This is a genomic window from Stenotrophomonas sp. KH_036_B, from assembly GCF_057839485.1.
On record NZ_CM174491.1, the window covers coordinates 2,697,584 to 2,715,978 of the forward strand.

An 18,395-nucleotide genomic window follows, 5' to 3' on the forward strand; every position below is an offset into this window, starting at 1 on the left:
TCCGCATCAAGGATTATTTCAATGGCTGAACAATTCGACGTCGTCGTCATCGGTGCCGGTCCGGCCGGCTACCATGCCGCCATCCGCGCCGCGCAGCTGGGCCTGAAGACCGCCTGCATCGACGCTGCCCTGGGCAAGGATGGCAAGCCGGCCCTGGGCGGCACCTGCCTGCGCGTGGGCTGCATTCCGTCCAAGGCGCTGCTGGATTCCTCGCGCCAGTTCTGGAACATGGGCCACATCTTTGGCGACCACGGCATCAGCTTCAAGGACGCCAAGATGGACGTCGAGGCGATGGTTGGCCGCAAGGACAAGATCGTCAAGCAGTTCACGGGCGGCATCGCCATGCTGTTCAAGGCGAACAAGGTCACGGCGTACTACGGTTTCGGTGAGCTGCAGCCGGGCAACATCGTCAAGGTCAAGCAGCACGACGGTTCGGAAGTCGAGCTGAAGGGCACCAACGTCATCATCGCTGCCGGTTCGGACTCGATCGAACTGCCGTTCGCCAAGTTCGACGGCGAGACCATCGTCGACAACGTCGGCGGCCTGGACTTCACCGAAGTGCCGGCCCGCCTGGCCGTCATCGGTGCCGGCGTGATCGGCCTGGAACTGGGCAGCGTGTGGAAGCGCCTGGGTTCGGACGTGACCATCCTGGAAGCCCTGCCGGACTTCCTGGCCGCTGCCGACACCGAAGTGGCCAAGACCGCCGCCAAGGAATTCAAGAAGCAGGGCCTGGAGATCCGCCTGGGTGCCAAGGTCTCCAAGGCTGAAGTGACCGGCAAGGGCAAGAAGAAGGAAGTTGCCCTGACCTACACCGATGCCGAAGGCGAGAAGAGCCTGGTGGTGGACAAGCTGCTGGTGGCCGTTGGCCGCCGCGCCGCAACCAAGGGCCTGCTGGCCGAAGGTACCGGCGTCAAGATCAACGAGCGCGGCCAGATCGAAGTGGACGACCACTGCCATACCGGCGTGGACGGCGTGTGGGCGGTCGGTGACTGCGTGCGCGGCCCGATGCTGGCCCACAAGGGCTTCGAGGAAGGCATCGCGGTGGCCGAACTGATCGCGGGCCTGCCGGGCCACGTCAACTTCGACACCATTCCGTGGGTCATCTACACCGAGCCGGAGCTGGCCTGGGTCGGCAAGACCGAGCAGCAGCTGAAGGCCGAAGGCATTCCGTACAAGGCCGGCAGCTTCCCGTTCGCCGCCAACGGCCGTGCCGTGGCCATGATCGAACCGTCCGGTTTCGTGAAAGTCCTGGCCCACGCCGAGACCGACCGCATCCTGGGCATGCACCTGGTCGGCGCGAACGTGTCCGAGCTGGTCCACGAAGGCGTGCTGACCATGGAGTTCAGTGGTTCGGCCGACGACCTGGCCCGCATCTGCCACGCCCACCCGTCCCTGTCGGAAGTCGTCCACGACGCCGCCATGGCCGTGAGCAAGCGCGCGATCCACAAGGCCAACTGACCGGCCCTGGCGTGATGCAACGAAAAACCCCGCTTCGGCGGGGTTTTTTGTGGGTGGAGGAATGATCTTGATTGGCCGTAGAGCCACGCCCTGCGTGGCTGCGACCGTGCCATACACCTCGCAGCCACGCAGGGCGTGGCTCGCAGCCACGCAGGGCGTGGCTCTACCGCGTCCGGGCACGACACGTCGCGCAGCCACGCAGGGCGTGGCTCTACCGCGTCCTGGCACGACCGGTAGCGCACGACCGTTGGTCGTGCGCCCGGCATCACGCCGTTGCCGCGCGCCCACCGCCGAGCAGGCGTGCCGGCAGCATGAACAGCGCGCCCAGGAACGCGAACAGCGCCGAGAAGGTGATGCCGACCAACCGGAACGGCAGGCTCAGCAGCCACACGAACGGCCACGCTACCAGGGCCAGGATCGCCAGCGGCCAGCACAGCACGAACAGCAGGCACCACACGCCCAGCGCGAACAGGGTCTTCATGACGGTCTCCAGGGCGGCACCTTGCCGCTGCGGGTCCACGTTGCCGCCCTGCCCGGCCAGGTTCAACGGGTTTGCGACGAAACCCGGCATTCGCCGACGAAAGCGCGGTAGCGCCGGCCGTTGGCCGGCTCCCGACGAACCGTACATCACGCGGAGCCGGCCAGCGGCCGGCACCCGACGAACCGTACATCCCGCGAAGCCGGCCAGCGGCCGGCACTACCGTGACGCTTTCGGCGTTACTCGAACGACCCCACCGAATCGTGCGACAGGTTGTCGAAGCGGGTGTATTCGCCGAAGAACTTGAGCTTGCACGAGCCCGTGGGTCCGCCACGGTGCTTGCCGATGATGATCTCGGCCAGGCCCTTGTCGGGCGACGTTTCCTTGTTGTAATAATCGTCGCGGTAGATGAAGACGATCATGTCCGCATCCTGCTCGATTGCGCCGGATTCGCGAAGGTCGGCCATCACCGGTCGCTTGTCGGTACGCGTTTCCAGCGATCGGTTGAGCTGGGACAGCGCGATCACCGGCACGTTCAGTTCCTTGGCCAGGCCCTTCAGCGAACGCGAGATTTCCGAGATTTCGGTCGCGCGGTTCTCGCTGTTGCCCGGCACGCTCATCAGCTGCAGGTAGTCGATCACGATCAGGCCCAGGTCGTGCTCGCGCTTGAGGCGGCGGCACTTGGAGCGCAGGATCTCCGGCGACACGCCCGGCGTGTCGTCGATGAAGATCTTGGTTTCCTTCAGCATGCGGATCGCGCCGGTGACGCGGCTCCAGTCCTCGTCTTCCAGCTGGCCGGTACGCAGGCGCTGGGCATTGATGCGGCCGTTGGACGAAATCAGGCGCATCGCCAGCTGCGACGCCGACATTTCCATCGAGAACACCGCCACGCCCTTCTTCGACTTGATGGCCGCGTACTCGGCAATGTTCAGCGCCAACGTGGTCTTGCCCATGGCGGGACGCGCGGCCAGGATGATCAGGTCGGTCGGCTGCAGGCCGGCCGTCATCGCGTCGAAATCGGCGTAGCCGGTCGGCAGGCCGGTGATGTTGCCGCCGTTCTCGAAGCGGTTGCGCAGCTCTTCGAAGGCGTCCTTCAACGCGCCCGGCATCGCCACGAAATCGGTACGGCCACGCGCGCCCTGCTCGGCGATGGCGAACACCGACTTTTCCGCCGCCGACAGCAGTTCGCTGCTCTCGCGGCCTTCGGGCTGGAAGCCGTCGTTGACGATGTCCGTGCCCACCTGGATCAGCTGGCGCAACACCGCCTTGTCGCGCACGATCTCGGCGTAGGCCGAGATGTTCGCCGCCGACGGCGTGGTGCTGGCCAGTTCGATCAGGTAGGCGCCGTCGCCAACGAGCTCCATCTTGCCCTGCGACTCGAACCACTCGCCCAGGGTCACCGCATCGAACGGGCGGTCGCGCTCGGAAAGCTCACGGATCGCGCGGTAGATGGTCTGGTGGTCGCGCCGATAGAAATCGGTCTCGGTCAGCTGGTCGTTGATCCGGTCGTAGCTTTCCGGCGCCAGCATCAACCCGCCCAGCACCGCCTGCTCGGCCTCGATCGAGTGCGGTGGCACGCGCAGCGCATCGATGCGCATCTCGTCGCGATCATAGCGGTCACCGCGGTCTTTGCGGTCGGAACGGAAGCCGGAGCGGGCGGACATGAGGGGGTGTACTTCCTGCAGAGTGGAGCGAGGGACATGGTAGGCACGGAGCGGCCGCCACAGCCATGCACAACCCTGTGGATAAGCAGTGGATAGCTGGAGGTGCCCGGGCAAGCCAGCACGACCAACGGTCGTGCGCTACCGGTTGCGGTTACGCGGGGTAGTGCACGACCGTTGGTCGCGCGCCTTGTCGCCCATTATCGCAGAACCACCCTGCTCAATGCTGACCGCCGTGGGTGGCGATCCAGGCCAGGAACCTGTCGACGAAGCCCTGCAGGAAGTCGCGGGTGCCTTCATTGCTGATGGTGCCCTGCGCGTCGATCAACCCTTCCTTGAAATGAATGAATGCCTCGGGCTGGCCCAGCACGGGCATGTCCAGGTAGGACAGGATGTTGCGCAGGTGCTGCTGGGCCAACGCGGTGCCGATCACGCCGATGGAGGCGCCGATCACAGCGGCCGGCTTGCCGGCGAAGGCGCTGTGGCCGTAAGGCCGCGAGCCCAGATCGATGGCGTTCTTCAGCACGCCCGGCACCGAACGGTTGTATTCGGGGGTGACGAACAACACTGCGTCGGCCTTGCGGATCTGCTCTTTCAGGCGCAGGCCTTCGGCCGGGTAGTCCTTGTCGAAGTCCTGGTTGTACAGCGGCAGGTCGCCGATCTGCACGTACTCGAAGCGGGCCTTGCCGGCGGCCAGCTTCTCCAGCGCATGGGCCAGGGCCTGATTGTGCGAGCCGGTGCGCAGGCTGCCGACGAGCACGGCGATGGTGGGTTGGGCCATGGGAGGTCTCCGTTGGGGGGACCTTCAGCGTAGAGCCACGCCCTGCGTGGCGTCGTGAACGTGTCCGGGCAGCCACGCAGGGCGTGGCTCTACGGCGTGTGGCCGGCATTGCCTGGGACACGCATGGCGTGTCTCTACGCGCCTACCACTCCTGCCCGCACCTGCTTCCAATGCGCCTGCCAGGCCTGGAACATCAGCACGTTCCACAGGTGCGTGTGCCACTTTCGTTCGCCGTTCTTGAACTGCGCCCACAGGGGAGCCACCGCCTCTACGTTGAACACCCCTTCGGCCGCCAACCGCGCCGGATCGAGCAGTTCATCGGCCCAGCCGCGCAGGTCGCCCTTGAGCCACGCACTGACCGGCGCGCCGAAGCCGCGCTTGGGCCGGTGCACCATGTCCTGCGGCACATAACGGCCCAGCACGCGCTTGAGCAGGTACTTGCTTACCCCATCGCGGTGCTTCATCGACAGCGGCAGCGACCAGGCGAACTCGGCCACGCGCCAGTCCAGCAGCGGCGCGCGGGCTTCCAGGCTGACCGCCATGCTGGTGCGGTCCACCTTGCACAACAGGTCATCGGGGAGATAGGTATTGAAGTCGGCCAGCATCATCGCGTCGGCGGGCGAGCCCGCGCCGTGCAGCGGGTCGGCCAGGTCGTAGAAACTGCCCGCCCCGCGCGCGCCGATCACCGCCGCGACAGGATCGCGCCAGCGCGAGATGCGGTTGCGGTACACATCGCCGATGCCGCGTGCGCCGGTCTCGGCCAGCAGCGCGGCCAGCCCGCCCGTGCGCGACGCCTCGCCCTGGGTATGTGCGTGCGCGGCCATCCAACGTCGCAACGGCGCCGGTACCCGGCCCAGCATCGTCCAGTTGCGCAGCGCGCGCTGGTAGCGGCTGTAGCCGAAGAACAGCTCGTCGCCGCCATCGCCGGACAGGGCCACCGTCACCGCACTGCGCGCCAGCCGGGCCACCAGCGCGGTCGGCACCTGCGAGGCGTCGGCGAAGGGTTCGTCGAACATCGCCGGCAACTGCGGCACCACGGCGAGCGCATCGGCACCGCTGACGTACAGTTCGGTGTGGTCGGTGCCCAGGTGCGTGGCCAGCGCCTTGGCCAGTGGTGCCTCGTCGTGATCCGACCCTTCAAAGCCGATGCTGAAACTGTGGATCGGCGTGGACGACTGCGACTGCATCAGCGCGGCCACCACCGACGAATCGGTGCCGCCGGAGAGGAACACGCCCACCGGCACGTCGGCCACCATCCGCAGGCCCACCGCATCGCGCAGCAGCCCATCCAGCTGGTTCTCCGCCTCGTCGTCGGAGCCGACGAAGGGCACCGCCAGCGCCTGCTGCATGCGCTCGCGCGCGTTCCAGAACGGCTGTTGCTGCTGGTCCGGGCGGTGCGCGGCGGCGCCGGCCGCCACGGCCGCCGCGTCCAGCCGAAGCACGCGTCCCGGCATCAGCTTGAAGCAGCGCTCGTGGATGCAGTGCGGCGCGGGAATGTAGTCCAGCCGCAGCAGCAGCGTCAGCGCGTCGCGATCGATGTCGTTGTCGAAGGCCGGGTGCTGCCACAGCGCCTTGAGTTCGGAGCCGAACACCAGCGTGTCGCCCGCCCAACCGTAATACAGCGGCTTCTTGCCAACGCGGTCGCGGGCCAGCCACAGGCACTGCTCGGCACGGTCCCACAGCGCGATGGCGAACATGCCGTTGGCGCGCTGCAGGGTGTCGTCCAGGCCCCAGGCCACGAAGGCGGCCAGCAGCACTTCGGTGTCGGAATGGCCGCGGAAGGCATGGCCCAGGCCCTCCAGCTCCGCCCGCAGCGCGGCGAAGTTGTAGACCTCGCCGTTGTAGGCCAGCACGTAGCGGCCATCGTCGGACGACATCGGCTGGTGGCCCAGCGGCGACAGGTCGAGGATGCTCAAGCGGCGGTGCGCCAGCGCAATGCCGTTGCCGGCGTCGGCCCACACGCCGCTGTCATCGGGCCCACGGTGCACCAGGGCATCGCCCATCCGGCGTGCCAGTCCTTCCAGCGCGGCCTGCTCCCGTACGGGGGCGGCCAGCAACATTCCTGCCAGTCCACACATGCGTCAGTGTTCCTGCGCCAACACCCGCGCGGCGCTTACCAGCGCATTGTCGCTTGGAAGCACCGACATTGCTGCCCCCGCCAACGGGGTATAGGTGTCGGCACCGCACACGCGCTGCAGCGGCAGGTGGCCCAGCCCGGCCTCGACCAGGGCGGTGATCACGCCCTCGCCCACCCCGGCACTGTGCCGCCCTTCGTCCACCACCAGCACGCGGCGGGCATCGGCGCCCTGTTCGGCAATGAAGCGGGCGTTGAGCGGCACCAGCCAGCGCAGGTCCACCACCCGCACCTGCCAGCCCAGCTCGGCCTCGATCGTGCGGGCCGCACGCAGGCTCATCGGCACCCCGTTGCCGTAGGTGTAGATCACCAGGTCCGTGGCCTCCGGCGCATACACCCGCCCTTCGCCCAGCACCAGCGCCTGGTCGGGTGCCGGGTACGGGAACAGCCACTGGCCATCGCCGGCCGCGTGCAGGTCCTTGGTCATGTACAGCGCGATCGGTTCCAGGAACACCGCAACCCGGCCGTCCACCCTGGCCAGTGCGGCCAGGGTACGCAGCATCATCGCCGCGTCGTCGCCACGCGACGGGCAGCCGACCACCAGCCCGGGAATGTCGCGCAGCGCGGTGATCGAGTTGTCGTTGTGGAAGTGCCCGCCGAAGCCCTTCTGGTAGCCGAGCCCGGCAATGCGCACCAGCATCGGGTTGCGGTACTGGTCGTTGGAGAAGAACTGCAACGAACAGGCCTCGCCGCGCAGCTGGTCGGCGGCGTTGTGCAGGTAGGCCAGGTACTGGATTTCCGGAATGGGCAGCATGCCCATGTTGGCCAGGCCCTGGGCCATGCCCAGGATCATGGTCTCGTCGAGCAGCGTGTTGAACACCCGCCTGGGCCCGAACGCCTTGAGCAGGCCCTTGCTGACCGTATACACGCCGCCCTTCTGGGCAACGTCCTCGCCGAACAGCAGCGCCGAGGGGTATTTGCACAGCAGGTCATGCAGCGCCTGGTTGATCTGGATCGCCAGGTGCCGCGGCGGCTGCCGCTCGGGCAGCTGCGCCGCACCACCGAAGGCGGCCTCGCGCGCCTGCGCCGCAGCCGGCCGCGTGGCCTCGGCGAATACGGCCGCCGGCGTATACGGCGCCAGCGGCGCGATGATCTCGGCCAGGTCGTGCAGCCTCGGGCGCTGGTCGGCGGCCTCGGCGGCGGCGAAGCAGCGCGCGCGCATCGCCTCGTAGCGCTCCAGCAGCTGCGCGGGGGTCATCCAGCCCGATGCCAGCGCGATCTGCGCCGAGCGCAGCAGCGGGTCGGCCGCCTCCGCCGCGCACAGCTCCGGCAACGGGCGCCATTCGATCTCGAAATCGGTCCCCGCATGGCCCATCAGGCGGGTGGTGCGCAGGTGCAGGAAGGTGGGACGGCGAGTGCGACGGCAGTGCTCCAGCGCGTGTTGCACCTGGGCGTGGCCCGACGCCAGGTCCAGGCCGTCGGCGAAGACGTAGTCCAGCCCCGGACGCTGGCGGAAGCTCTCCGCGATCCAGCCCTCCGGCGTCTTGACCGAGATGCCGATGCCGTTGTCTTCGCACACGAACAGGACCGGCGCCGGCAGCCGCTGGTAGGCAGCCCACGCGGCGGTGTTGAAGGCGGTCTGCGCGGTGGCATGGTTGGCCGATGCATCACCGAACGAACAGATCACCACGCTGTCGTCGGGGATCGGCAGCCGGTGGCCGATGCGACGCGCGGTTTCGATGGCCATGGCCGTGCCCAGCGCCTTGGGCAGGTGCGAGGCGATGGTGGAGGTCTGCGGCAGCACCCACAGCGGCTTGCTGCCCCACACCTTGTGGCGGCCGCCACTGGCCGGATCGTCGCGGCTGGCAGCGAACGACAGCGCCGCGTCCATCACCGGGTCCATGCCCGGCAGCTGACGGAAGCGCTCGGCCATGAACGCCCCGGACCGGTAATGCAGGAACGCTGGATCGGTGTGCCGGGCCAGCCGCGCGACCAGTGCATTGCCTTCGTGCCCGGACGATCCAATCGTGTAGAAGACCTTGTTCTGTACCCGCAGCACGCGCGCCATCAGGTCCAGGTGGCGGCTGACCAGCTGCGACTCCAGCAGCGCATCGAAGCCCTGCGCATCCAGCGTGCTGCCTGGCAGGATCGGCGCATCCGGCGCGGGCCGCGGGCCCGGGTCACCTCGCCACTGCTGCACGTATTCGATGAAGTTGGCGTCACAGATCTCGGCCCGGTTGAGGGCCCTCATGCGCGCGGGAATCGGATCGGGAACCACAGCAGACATGCACACCCTCCAGCAGAGCCGAACGGACGACCGCGCCGAGCATGGCCGCAACCGGCGCCGCTTGCCAAGCGCGGGTGCACAAAAAAGGGACTAGCACCGCTTGCTTCTCCACTGAGCCCGCGACTGCCCCCAGATCTCGATCGGCTTGCCGTCGTGCGGCGGCGGCAGTTCGCCGATGCGCAGCAGCGTGCTGCCGAGTTTGCGCGCAACGGCCTTGGAGTTCTCATTGGCCGCGTCGATGGTGTGGATCACCTCGCCCCAGCCGAGCGTGTCGAACGCCCAGTCGATGGCGGCAGCCGCCGCCTCCGGTGCGTAGCCCCTGCCCCAGCTGGCGTGACGGACACTCCAGCCGACTTCAGTCCCCGGCCAGTCCAGCGGTTGCCACGGGCCCATGCGCCCCACCCATTCACCGCTGCTCTTCTCGATCACCGAAAACATCGAGAAGCCATACAGGTGCCAACTGCCCGCCAGGCAGCTGAAACTCCGCCAGGCCTGGGACGGCGCCTGCACGCCGCCCAGGTGCTGCATCACCTGCGGATCGGTGCAGAACTGCAGGAAGGCATCGAAGTCCTCCGCGCGCGGCGGGCGCAGGATCAGCCGGTCGGTTTCCAGGCGCAGCTCGAAAATGCTCATAAAGACACCCCGTTGATAGGCCGGGATCCATCTTCGCAGAACGAAAGAGGCCGGCAACATGCCGGCCTCCTCGTGCCCCCTGCACAACGCCCGGTTACCGGGTGCTGGTATCCAGCGCAGCGGTCTGGGTGACCAGCTGGCCGTCGACCACCGGCAGGCGGTCGCTGCTGGGCTTGTTGGCCATCTTGACGGTCTTTTCGACGCCGTCGTAGCGGTAGGTCACGTTGTAGCCGGTGACGTTGTTGCTGGTGCCCATGGCGATGCGGTTGCCCGGCTTGCTGGCCATGCGCATGGTCCCGGTGGTGCCGTCTTCGTTGCGGTAGGTCACGTTGTAGCCGGTGACCTTGGTCGACTCGGAGGTCGCCGTTTCGGTGTGGCACTGACGCTCGGTGCGGTTGACCACGCGGCCACCGACGTGGCGCTTGTCCACCTGGTTGCCGATCACGCCGCCCGCGACGGCGCCAGCGGCCGTGGCGGCCTTGCGACCGTTTCCGCCGCCCACCTGGTTGCCGAGCAGGCCACCAATGACCGCACCGGCCACGGTGCCGCCGACGTTGCCGTCGCGCTCGGGCAGGCGTTCCTGCACCACCACGTCATTGCAGACTTCGTGCGGGGTCTGGGTGGTGGAGGTTTCCCGGACCGGTTCGGTACCGATCACGGTCGCGTAGGCCTTTTCCTTCTGGGTCAGCGGGTCGACCTTGACCACGTCGGCGTATTCCAGCCGACCGGCCTTGTCCACGGCCACCTCGTCCGTCGCGGCGCCATCGTCGGCCAGCGGGGTGGTGTCCAGGCTGGGACGGGTCTGCGACGCCGTGACCGGGTCAGCAGAGGTGCCGCTCTTCATGAAGGCCGCGGTGGCAATGCCGCCGACCAGCAAGGCGCCTGCAGCGACCAGGGCAGTAGTAGTTGTGCTTTTCATATGCCGACTCCCTGCGGACCATCCGCAACGTTCTTGATGCGGATTCCAGCATGCGGCTCCTGAACGGAATCTCCACATGGCGCACACGCTGCGCTTACCCATTCAGGTTCTGTCGTCCCTGGGCTCGTGATAGCGTTTACAGCATCTGTCGAGGAGAGTGCGATGCCTGGTCCCCTGCTGCTGCCCGTCATGAACTGGGCCCGCCGGCTGCGTTACCCCACGCTGTTCAAGATCACCGCCGCACTGTTCGCGGTGACGCTGGTGATTCCCGACCCGATCCCGTTCGTGGACGAGATCCTGTTCGGGCTGGGCACTCTGCTGCTGGCCAACTGGAAGCGGCGCAGCGATACGCTTCCGCCCACCCTGCCGGGCCGTCGCGGCGCGTGAACCTGGTCGACAGCCACTGCCATCTCGACGCCAGCGAGTTCGATGCCGACCGCGCACAGGTAATCGCACGTGCGCAGGCTGCGGGGGTGCACAGCCAGGTGCTGCCGGCGGTCACCGCCGCCAGCTGGCCCACGTTGCGCGAGACCTGCCAACTGGCCGACGGGCTGCACCCGGCCTACGGCCTGCACCCGATGTTCCTCGACCAGCACCGCCCCGAGCATCTTGAGCAGCTGCGTGAGTGGATTGCCCGCGAGCGCCCCTGCGCAGTGGGCGAATGCGGGCTGGATTTCTTCGTGGACGGACTGGATGCCGAGCAGCAGCAGTTCTACTTCGACGGGCAGCTGCGTATCGCCCGCGAGTTCGACCTGCCGGTGATCGTGCATGCGCGGCGCGCCGTGGATGCGGTGATCGCGTCGATCAGAAAGGTGGGCGGGTTGCGCGGGGTGATCCACAGTTTTCCCGGCAGCCCGGAACAGGCCGCGCAGCTGCACACGCTGGGGTTCATGGTGGGGTTGGGCGGTCCGCTGACCTACGACCGTGCGCAGCGCCTGCAACGCCTGGTGGCGAAGTTGCCGGCGGAGCAGCTGCTGCTGGAGACCGACGCGCCGGACCAGCCCGACGCCGGCATCCGCGGCGAGCGCAATGAGCCGGCGCGGTTGACGGTGATCGCCGATACCGTGGCGACGTTGCGAGGCGAACCGGTGGGAGCGATTGCCGAGCAGACAACCGCCAATGCACGCAGGCTCTTCAGCCTGCCGTAGCGCCACGCCCTGCGTGGCTGCGCGCGATGCCCGAACGTAGGCCACGCCCTGCGTGGCTGCGCGCGATGCCCGAACGTAGAGCCACGCCCTGCGTGGCTGCGCGATGTCCGGCGAAGAGCATCCACGCAGGGCGTGGATCTACGGCGTCGCCTTTTTCTTCAGCAACATCTCCAGCGCCTTCCCCACCGCCGCAAACGCAAACGCGCCGGTGATGTGGGTGGCCGCGCCCAACCCGGCGCCGCAGTCCAGCTTGAGCGCCGCATCGGCACCCAGTTGCGGACGGATGCCGCACACCGACCCGTCGGCCTGCGGGTACTTCACGTTTTCCAGCGAGTACACCGCCGGCACACCGAAGTAGCGCGAGGCGTTCTTCGGGAAGTTGAAGTCGCTGCGCAGCTTCTTGCGGATCAACGCCATCATCGCGTCGTGCTCGGTACGCGAGACATCACGGATGCGCACCAGCGTGGGATCGGTGCGGCCACCGGCGGCGCCGACGGTCAGGATCGGCAGCTTGCGGCGGCGGCACCAGGCGATCGTTTCCACCTTCACCCGGAAGCTGTCGCAGGCATCGATGACCAGGTCAAAGTCGCGGTCCAGCAGCGCCACCATGTTCGATACGGTGAGGAATGAGGCAATTGCGTCAACTTCGATGTCGGGATTGATCGCGCGACAGCGCTCGGCCATCGCCTCCGCCTTGTTGCGCCCGTACTGCCCGGCCAACGCCGGCAGCTGCCGGTTGGTGTTGGACACGCAGATGTCGTCGGCGTCGATCAGCGTCAGGTGCCCCACCGCCGTGCGCGCCAAGGCTTCCACGACCCACGAGCCCACCCCGCCCATGCCGACCACCGCCACCCGGCGGCGCGACAGCAGGTCCACGGTGCCCACCCCATACAACCGGTCGATGCCGGCAAAGCGTTCGCGCAATACGTCATTCATGCCGCCCATTTTAGACGGGTGGACGCGCAAGGCGTACGCCCGCCCCGATGCCGGGCGTAGGATGCAGCGAGCCACCCACAAGGAAGCCCTGCGCATGAATGCCCCCGTCCCCGCCCGCCGTGCCTCGGCCGCCTACCGTTATCTCTTCGTCGCCGGGCTCGGCCTGCTGGTGGGCGTGATCGCCACGGTCATGGTCGCGCGCGCCCTGCAGGCCCGGCAGGATCCCTTCCCGACCAGCCTGATGCAGGTCATGAGCCGCCAGACCGACCTGCTGCGCGATGCGCAGGCGCAGAACCGCTGCAGCCTGGCCGACAGCGTGCCGCGCCTGCAGACGCTGCGTTCGCTGTCCAACGACCTGGACCTGGCGTTCCCGGCGCTCAAGGACAGCGCGCAGTTCCAGCAGCACGCCAGCGCCCTGCGCGCCACGCTCAACACCGCGCTGGCCGCGCCGCCGACCGACTGCCTGGCCATGGGGCAGCTGATCGAAACGATCCAGACCGACTGCAAGGCCTGCCACCAGGATTTCCGCTGATTCATCTGGCAGCCACGAAGCGGGCACCGGATTGGCGCGCTGTTCACGCAGGACACGACAGGATCTGCGCCATGCGCTCCAGACGCATTCTCGACCACCCCTTCTGGCCAGGAGAACCACCATGAAGATCCAACTGATTGCCGCCGCCGCCGTTGCCACCGTCGCGCTGGCCGGCTGCGCCACCACTTCGCCTGGTTATGGCAACAGCGGCTACAACAACAACAGCTACGGCAACAACGGTGGCAACTACAACACCAACCGCTGCGCCGACTGCGGCATCGTCACCCGCATCAACCAGGTGGCCTCGGGCCGCAGCGCGCCGAGCGCGACCGGTGCGATCCTGGGCGGCATCGTCGGCGCCGTGGCGGGCCATGAGATCTCCGACCATACCGGCGGCAGCAAGGGCAACCAGAATGTCGCCGCTGCGGCAGGTGCCGTGGGTGGCGCCCTGGCCGGCAACCAGATCCAGAAGAACGTCACCAGCGACACCTTCGACGTCACCGTGCGCATGGACGACGGGCGCACCGTGGTGGTCAACCAGCGTGATCTCGGCGGCATCCGCGAGAACACCTATGTGCGCGTGGTCAACGGCCGGGTGGTCATTCGCTGACCGGTTGCCGGGCCCGCGCTGCCTGAAAAGAAAGGGCCCGCTTGCGCGGGCCCTTTCCGTATTTCCAACCGCATGGTGTGCGCTTAGAGCGGCTTCACCTTGTCGGCCTGCAGGCCCTTCTGGCCGGTCACTACTTCGAACTCGACCGCCTGGCCTTCCTTCAGGCTCTTGAAGCCCTGGGAATCGATCGCACGGAAGTGTACGAACACGTCCTCGCCGCTTTCACGGCTGATGAAACCGAAACCCTTCGCGTCGTTGAACCACTTGACGGTGCCCTTCTCTGCCATCTTCCTTACTCCCTTACTGTCTTGTAATTGGTTACGCCCTGACAGGCGGCTGACGAGCAAGGGGGAAGCGAGGTGCAACGATGCAGCGGATCTGGAAGATCTACCATCATCAGGCCACGATCCACGGTGACCTTGCCAAGCTCAGCGACTGCAACTTAACCCGGGCAAAACGAAAAATCAACTACCTGATTTCGCATATGTCAACCCCATTTCCTTTACCATACTTGGCAGCATGGACCCTTCATTCATCTTTTACCTGTTAGCCGTCGTCCTGGTCCTTGTCGGCATCGCCGGGATCATCCTGCCGGCCCTGCCCGGCATTCCCCTGGTGTTCGCCGGCCTGCTGGTCGCGGCCTGGGCCGATGGCTTCGTGCATGTGGGCTGGGTGCCGCTGACCGTGCTGGGGCTGCTGACCCTGGCCTCGTTCGCGGTGGACGTGCTGGCCACCGTGGTAGGTGCCAAGCGGGTCGGTGCCAGCCGGAAGGCGCTGTGGGGCACCTTCATCGGCAGCATCGTGGGCCTGTTCTTCATGCCGATCGGGTTGTTCGCCGGGCCGCTGGCCGGGGCCCTGCTGGGCGAGTACTGGCATACCCGTGAGCTGGGCCGGTCGACCAAGGTCGGCCTCGCCACGTGGCTGGGCATCCTGCTGGGCTTCGCACTCAAGCTGGCGCTGGTGATCGCCATGCTGGGCATCTTCGCGTTCGCGTGGTTTTTCTAGGCGACGCAGACGGCTTCACATCGCGCGCACGGGGGTGACCGGCATAAACGCGCTGAGCCGACCGCTGCTGGCGCGCTGTTGCCCGCGTGCTGGCAGGAAGGGCGGACAGCGGCCACACTGTCCCTGTTGAACCATTCATTTACCGGCCTGTCCCCATGACCACCCCGCGCCCCCGTTCCGCCCTGTTCACCGCCCTGGCCCTGGCCACGGCCAGCCTGCCGCTGGCCGCACAGGAAGCGGCGCCGACCCCGGCCTCACCCGAAGCCTGCGCGCTGGTGGACACCGATGCGGCCCGGCTGGCGTGTTACGACAAGCTGTTCCGGCTCACCGCCGACACCACGTCGGCCGCCGACGCCGCCGCAACCGCCGCCAAGCAGGAGCCCCGCGAAGAGCGCCAGGCGGCGCGCACGCCCGATGCGCCCGCCACCGAGCGGGTCAAGCAGCGCCTGGGCGAAGTGTTCAAGAACGATGGCCACGAAGCGGCGCTGGCCAATGCCGGCAAGGGCTCGCTGCTCGACAGCCGCTGGGAACTGGCGCAGGACTCCAAGCTGGGCGCCTTCCAGTTGCGCGCCTACAAGCCGGTGTACCTGCTGCCGGCGTTCTGGACCAGCGACAAGAACCAGATGCCACAGTCGCCCAACCCGGACAACACGGTGGCCACGCCGCAGCAGCTGGACAGCAACGAGCTGAAGTTCCAGCTGAGCTTCAAGACCAAGGTCTGGGAGAACGTGTTCGGCGACAACGGCGACATCTGGGCCGGTTACACCCAGAGCTCGCGCTGGCAGGCCTACAACGCCGACAACTCGCGCCCGTTCCGTGAGACCAACTACGAGCCGGAAGTGATGATGGTGTTCCGCAACGGCTACTCCATCGGTGGCTGGCGTGGGCGCATGAGCGGCATCAGCCTGACCCACATGTCCAACGGCCGCGCCGATCCGCTGTCGCGCAGCTGGAACCGGGTGATTGCGAACATCGGGCTGGACCGCGAGAACTGGGCCCTGGTGCTGCGCCCGTGGTACCGCCTGCCCGAAGACCGCGAAGACGACAACAACCCGGACATCGAAGACTACATGGGCCGCGGCGACGCGACCCTGACCTGGAACCGCAACGGCCACGAGGTCTCGCTGATGGCGCGGCATTCGCTGCGCGGTGGCGACCGTTCGCACGGCGCGCTGCAGATCGATTACGGCTTCCCGATCAGCAACCTGCTGCGCGGTCACGTGCAGGTGTTCGATGGGTATGGCGAGAGCATGATCGATTACAACCACAAGGCCACGTATGTGGGTGTGGGCGTGTCGCTGCTGGAGTGGTATTGAGATACCCGCGCAGCCACCCAAGGGGTGGCTCTACGGTGCAGGCATGTAGAGCCACACCCTGCGTGGCTGGAACTGACAGGCGTAGAGCCACGCCCTGCGTGGCTGGAACGGGGACGGTTTCGTGCGCAGCCACGCAGGGCGTGGCGCTACGGCAGGCTTATGTCCAGTCGGTGATGCCTTCGCGCCGATACACCTCGGCGAACGCCGGGCGCGCTTTCATGCGTTCGGCGTAGGCCTTGAGCACCGGCCACGAATCGCTTGGCCGCGGCATGTTGCGCGACCAGCGCATCAGCATCACCAGCATGAAATCGACCACGCTCAGCGCTTCTCCCAGCACGTACGGGCCTGCGCCATCCAGGTGGTCGGCCATCTGCTGCCACGCACGTTCCAGCTGCTGTCTGGCCATCTCGCGGGTGGCCTCTGCGTTGTCCGCACCTGCCGGTTCGTCAGCATAGAACCACGCGCGGTAAGCCGGCTGCAGCGTGTTGGCGCACCAGAACATCCACCGGTAGGCCTCGCCACGTCCGGCCGTGCCCGGCGCTGGCAGCAGCCCGGCGTGCGGGTGCAGGTCAGCCAGCTGCAGGGTGATGGCGGCCGCTTCGGTCAGCACCTGGCCGTCGATCACCAGCGTGGGCACGCGGCCGGCCGGGTTGAGCGCCAGGTACTGGGCCGACTTCTGCTCGCGGGTGTCGAAGTCGAGCAGCACCAGCTCGTGTTCAACGCCCAGTTCGAGCAGCAGCCAGTGCACCACCAGCGAGGCGGTGCTGGAGGAGCCATACAAAGTCGTTGTCATCGGCGCGCTACCTGTGTGGAAAGCAGGCCCGGATTATCGCCGAGACCGTCCCCCGGTAGCGCCGGCCGTTGGCCGACCCAGGCGATCCCGAACGCCGGCCACCGGCCGGCGCTGCCGGAACTACGCGTCCAGGGGCGCCTGCCGCGGATCGAGGCGGCAGGCGCTGACCGTGGCAGGCCTCAGGCCACCACCACCGGAATCTTTCCGATGCGGGCCTGCCACTCGCGTGGGCCGGTGGTGTGCACCGACTCACCGGTGGAATCCACCGCCACGGTCACCGGCATGTCCTGCACGGTGAATTCGTAGATCGCTTCCATGCCCAGGTCGGCGAAGCCGACCACCTTGGCCGCCTTGATCGCCTTGGACACCAGGTAGGCCGAACCGCCCACCGCCATCAGGTAGGCCGACTTGTTGTCACGGATCGCCTCGATCGCCGCCGGGCCGCGCTCGGCCTTGCCGACCATGCCCAGCAGGCCGGTCTGTTCCAGCACCTGGCGGGTGAACTTGTCCATGCGGGTGGCGGTGGTCGGGCCGGCCGGGCCCACCACTTCGTCGCGCACCGGATCCACCGGGCCCACGTAGTAGATGAAACGGCCCTTCAGGTCGACCGGCAGCGGCTCGCCCTTGTCCAGCATTTCCACCATGCGCTTGTGCGCGGCGTCGCGGCCGGTGAGCAGCTTGCCGTTGAGCAGCAGCGTCTGGCCGGGGGTCCAGCTGGCGACGTCTTCGGGGGTGATCGTGTCCAGATCGACACGGGTGCCCTTGGAGGCGTCATAGGTGATCTGCGGCCAGTCTTCCAGCGACGGCGGGTCCAGCATCACCGGGCCGCTGCCGTCCAGGGTGAAGTGCGCATGGCGGGTGGCCGCGCAGTTCGGGATCATCGCCACCGGCAGGTTGGCCGCGTGGGTCGGGAAATCCTTGACCTTGATATCCAGCACCGTGGTCAGGCCACCCAGGCCCTGCGCGCCGATACCCAGCGCGTTGACCTTGTCGAACAGTTCCAGGCGCAGCTCTTCGGCGCGGTTGGAAGCGCCACGCGCCTTGAGTTCATTGATGTCGATCGGCTCCATCAGCGACTCCTTGGCCAGCAGCATCGCCTTCTCGGCGGTGCCGCCGATGCCGATGCCCAGCATGCCCGGCGGGCACCAGCCGGCGCCCATGGTGGGCACGGTCTTGAGCACCCAGTCCACGATCGAGTCGGACGGGTTGAGCATGGCGAACTTGCTCTTGGCTTCCGAACCGCCGCCCTTGGCCGCGACGATCACCTCGACGGTGTCACCGGGGACGACTTTGACGTTGACCACGCCCGGGGTGTTGTCCCGGGTGTTGATGCGCTTGCCGGCCGGATCGGCCAGCACCGAGGCGCGCAGTTTGTTGTCCGGGTAGTTGTAGGCGCGGCGCACGCCTTCGTTGGCCATGTCTTCCACGCCCATGGTGGCATCGTCCCAGCGGACGTTCATGCCGATTTCCAGGAACACGGTGACGATGCCGGTGTCCTGGCAGATCGGCCGGTGGCCTTCGGCGCACATCCGGGAGTTGATCAGGATCTGGGCCATCGCTTCCTTCGCGGCCGGCGACTCCTCGCGCTCGTAGGCGGCGGCAAGGCTCTTGATGTAGTCGACCGGGTGGTAGTACGAGATGTACTGCAGCGCGTCGGCGATGGACTGGATGAGGTCTTCCTGCTTGATCGATGTCACGACTTGCTCGCTTGCTGGGGGCTGGCGGGGTTGAGCCGGCCATTTTACGCCCTGACGCCGCCCGGCG

General features: G+C 67.3%; 18 protein-coding genes. 7 read left to right on the forward strand and 11 right to left on the reverse strand.

Going from position 1 to position 18,395, the window contains the following annotated elements:
* Nucleotides 1-21 precede the first annotated feature (21 nt).
* A complete protein-coding gene (gene lpdA / locus AC3ITN_RS12115) occupies nucleotides 22-1,458 on the forward strand; it encodes a dihydrolipoyl dehydrogenase (RefSeq protein ID WP_313346209.1) in 1,437 nt (478 codons plus the stop codon).
* Between the two features lie 265 nt (nucleotides 1,459-1,723).
* Here lpdA and AC3ITN_RS12120 read toward each other — a convergent pair whose 3' ends face one another.
* The 7 genes from AC3ITN_RS12120 to AC3ITN_RS12150 all read right to left on the reverse strand — a co-directional run bounded on the left by AC3ITN_RS12120 (nucleotide 1,724) and on the right by AC3ITN_RS12150 (nucleotide 10,291).
* Entirely contained in the window at nucleotides 1,724-1,939 is a 216-nt protein-coding gene (locus tag AC3ITN_RS12120) for a hypothetical protein (protein WP_489392923.1), read from the reverse strand.
* Nucleotides 1,940-2,175: 236 nt separating this feature from the next.
* The gene (locus tag AC3ITN_RS12125) at nucleotides 2,176-3,600 is read right to left on the reverse strand and encodes a replicative DNA helicase (RefSeq protein ID WP_313346206.1); all 1,425 of its coding nucleotides are present in this window, start codon (nucleotides 3,598-3,600) and stop codon (nucleotides 2,176-2,178) included.
* Between the two features lie 217 nt (nucleotides 3,601-3,817).
* On the reverse strand, nucleotides 3,818-4,378 hold the full coding sequence (locus AC3ITN_RS12130; RefSeq protein WP_313346204.1) for an NADPH-dependent FMN reductase: 561 nt from the start codon (nucleotides 4,376-4,378) through the stop codon (nucleotides 3,818-3,820).
* A gap of 134 nt (nucleotides 4,379-4,512) precedes the next feature.
* On the reverse strand, nucleotides 4,513-6,456 hold the full coding sequence (gene asnB, locus AC3ITN_RS12135; protein ID WP_489390656.1) for an asparagine synthase (glutamine-hydrolyzing): 1,944 nt from the start codon (nucleotides 6,454-6,456) through the stop codon (nucleotides 4,513-4,515).
* Between the two features lie 3 nt (nucleotides 6,457-6,459).
* Nucleotides 6,460-8,739 (reverse strand): thiamine pyrophosphate-dependent enzyme, encoded by a 2,280-nt coding sequence (locus tag AC3ITN_RS12140; protein WP_489390657.1) that lies wholly within the window; start codon nucleotides 8,737-8,739, stop codon nucleotides 6,460-6,462.
* A gap of 90 nt (nucleotides 8,740-8,829) precedes the next feature.
* Entirely contained in the window at nucleotides 8,830-9,372 is a 543-nt protein-coding gene (locus AC3ITN_RS12145; RefSeq protein ID WP_489390658.1) for a GNAT family N-acetyltransferase, read from the reverse strand.
* A gap of 94 nt (nucleotides 9,373-9,466) precedes the next feature.
* On the reverse strand, nucleotides 9,467-10,291 hold the full coding sequence (locus AC3ITN_RS12150) for a glycine zipper 2TM domain-containing protein (protein WP_313346195.1): 825 nt from the start codon (nucleotides 10,289-10,291) through the stop codon (nucleotides 9,467-9,469).
* Between the two features lie 162 nt (nucleotides 10,292-10,453).
* Here AC3ITN_RS12150 and AC3ITN_RS12155 point away from each other — a divergent pair, with 162 nt between their 5' ends.
* Both AC3ITN_RS12155 and AC3ITN_RS12160 read left to right on the forward strand, forming a co-directional pair.
* Nucleotides 10,454-10,678 (forward strand): DUF6116 family protein, encoded by a 225-nt coding sequence (locus tag AC3ITN_RS12155; RefSeq protein WP_313346192.1) that lies wholly within the window; start codon nucleotides 10,454-10,456, stop codon nucleotides 10,676-10,678.
* Entirely contained in the window at nucleotides 10,675-11,439 is a 765-nt protein-coding gene (locus AC3ITN_RS12160; protein WP_489390659.1) for a TatD family hydrolase, read from the forward strand. Before AC3ITN_RS12155 ends, AC3ITN_RS12160 begins: the two co-directional genes overlap by 4 nt.
* Nucleotides 11,440-11,577: 138 nt before the next feature.
* Here the strand turns inward: AC3ITN_RS12160 and AC3ITN_RS12165 are convergent, their stop codons facing one another.
* Nucleotides 11,578-12,375: a tRNA threonylcarbamoyladenosine dehydratase gene (locus AC3ITN_RS12165; protein WP_489390660.1), complete on the reverse strand. Its 798-nt coding sequence runs from the start codon at nucleotides 12,373-12,375 to the stop codon at nucleotides 11,578-11,580.
* Nucleotides 12,376-12,469: 94 nt separating this feature from the next.
* Between AC3ITN_RS12165 and AC3ITN_RS12170 the strand changes: the two genes are divergently transcribed.
* Nucleotides 12,470-12,907, forward strand: coding sequence for a hypothetical protein (locus AC3ITN_RS12170; RefSeq protein WP_489390661.1), 438 nt, complete (start codon nucleotides 12,470-12,472; stop codon nucleotides 12,905-12,907).
* 121 nt (nucleotides 12,908-13,028) lie between these two features.
* On the forward strand, nucleotides 13,029-13,517 hold the full coding sequence (locus AC3ITN_RS12175) for a glycine zipper 2TM domain-containing protein (protein ID WP_313346182.1): 489 nt from the start codon (nucleotides 13,029-13,031) through the stop codon (nucleotides 13,515-13,517).
* An 83-nt stretch (nucleotides 13,518-13,600) separates the two neighbouring features.
* Here AC3ITN_RS12175 and AC3ITN_RS12180 read toward each other — a convergent pair whose 3' ends face one another.
* The gene (locus tag AC3ITN_RS12180; protein ID WP_313346179.1) at nucleotides 13,601-13,804 is read right to left on the reverse strand and encodes a cold-shock protein; all 204 of its coding nucleotides are present in this window, start codon (nucleotides 13,802-13,804) and stop codon (nucleotides 13,601-13,603) included.
* A gap of 232 nt (nucleotides 13,805-14,036) precedes the next feature.
* On the opposite strand from AC3ITN_RS12180, the gene AC3ITN_RS12185 reads away from it, so the two are divergent.
* Both AC3ITN_RS12185 and AC3ITN_RS12190 read left to right on the forward strand, forming a co-directional pair.
* Nucleotides 14,037-14,522, forward strand: coding sequence for a DUF456 domain-containing protein (locus tag AC3ITN_RS12185; RefSeq protein ID WP_313346176.1), 486 nt, complete (start codon nucleotides 14,037-14,039; stop codon nucleotides 14,520-14,522).
* Between the two features lie 155 nt (nucleotides 14,523-14,677).
* Complete coding sequence (locus AC3ITN_RS12190; protein ID WP_489390662.1) at nucleotides 14,678-15,838, forward strand: phospholipase A; 1,161 nt, start codon at nucleotides 14,678-14,680, stop codon at nucleotides 15,836-15,838.
* 157 nt (nucleotides 15,839-15,995) lie between these two features.
* Here AC3ITN_RS12190 and AC3ITN_RS12195 read toward each other — a convergent pair whose 3' ends face one another.
* The gene (locus AC3ITN_RS12195; RefSeq protein ID WP_489390663.1) at nucleotides 15,996-16,631 is read right to left on the reverse strand and encodes a glutathione S-transferase family protein; all 636 of its coding nucleotides are present in this window, start codon (nucleotides 16,629-16,631) and stop codon (nucleotides 15,996-15,998) included.
* Nucleotides 16,632-16,810: 179 nt separating this feature from the next.
* Nucleotides 16,811-18,328 (reverse strand): fumarate hydratase, encoded by a 1,518-nt coding sequence (locus AC3ITN_RS12200; RefSeq protein WP_489390664.1) that lies wholly within the window; start codon nucleotides 18,326-18,328, stop codon nucleotides 16,811-16,813.
* Nucleotides 18,329-18,395: the final 67 nt, after the last annotated feature.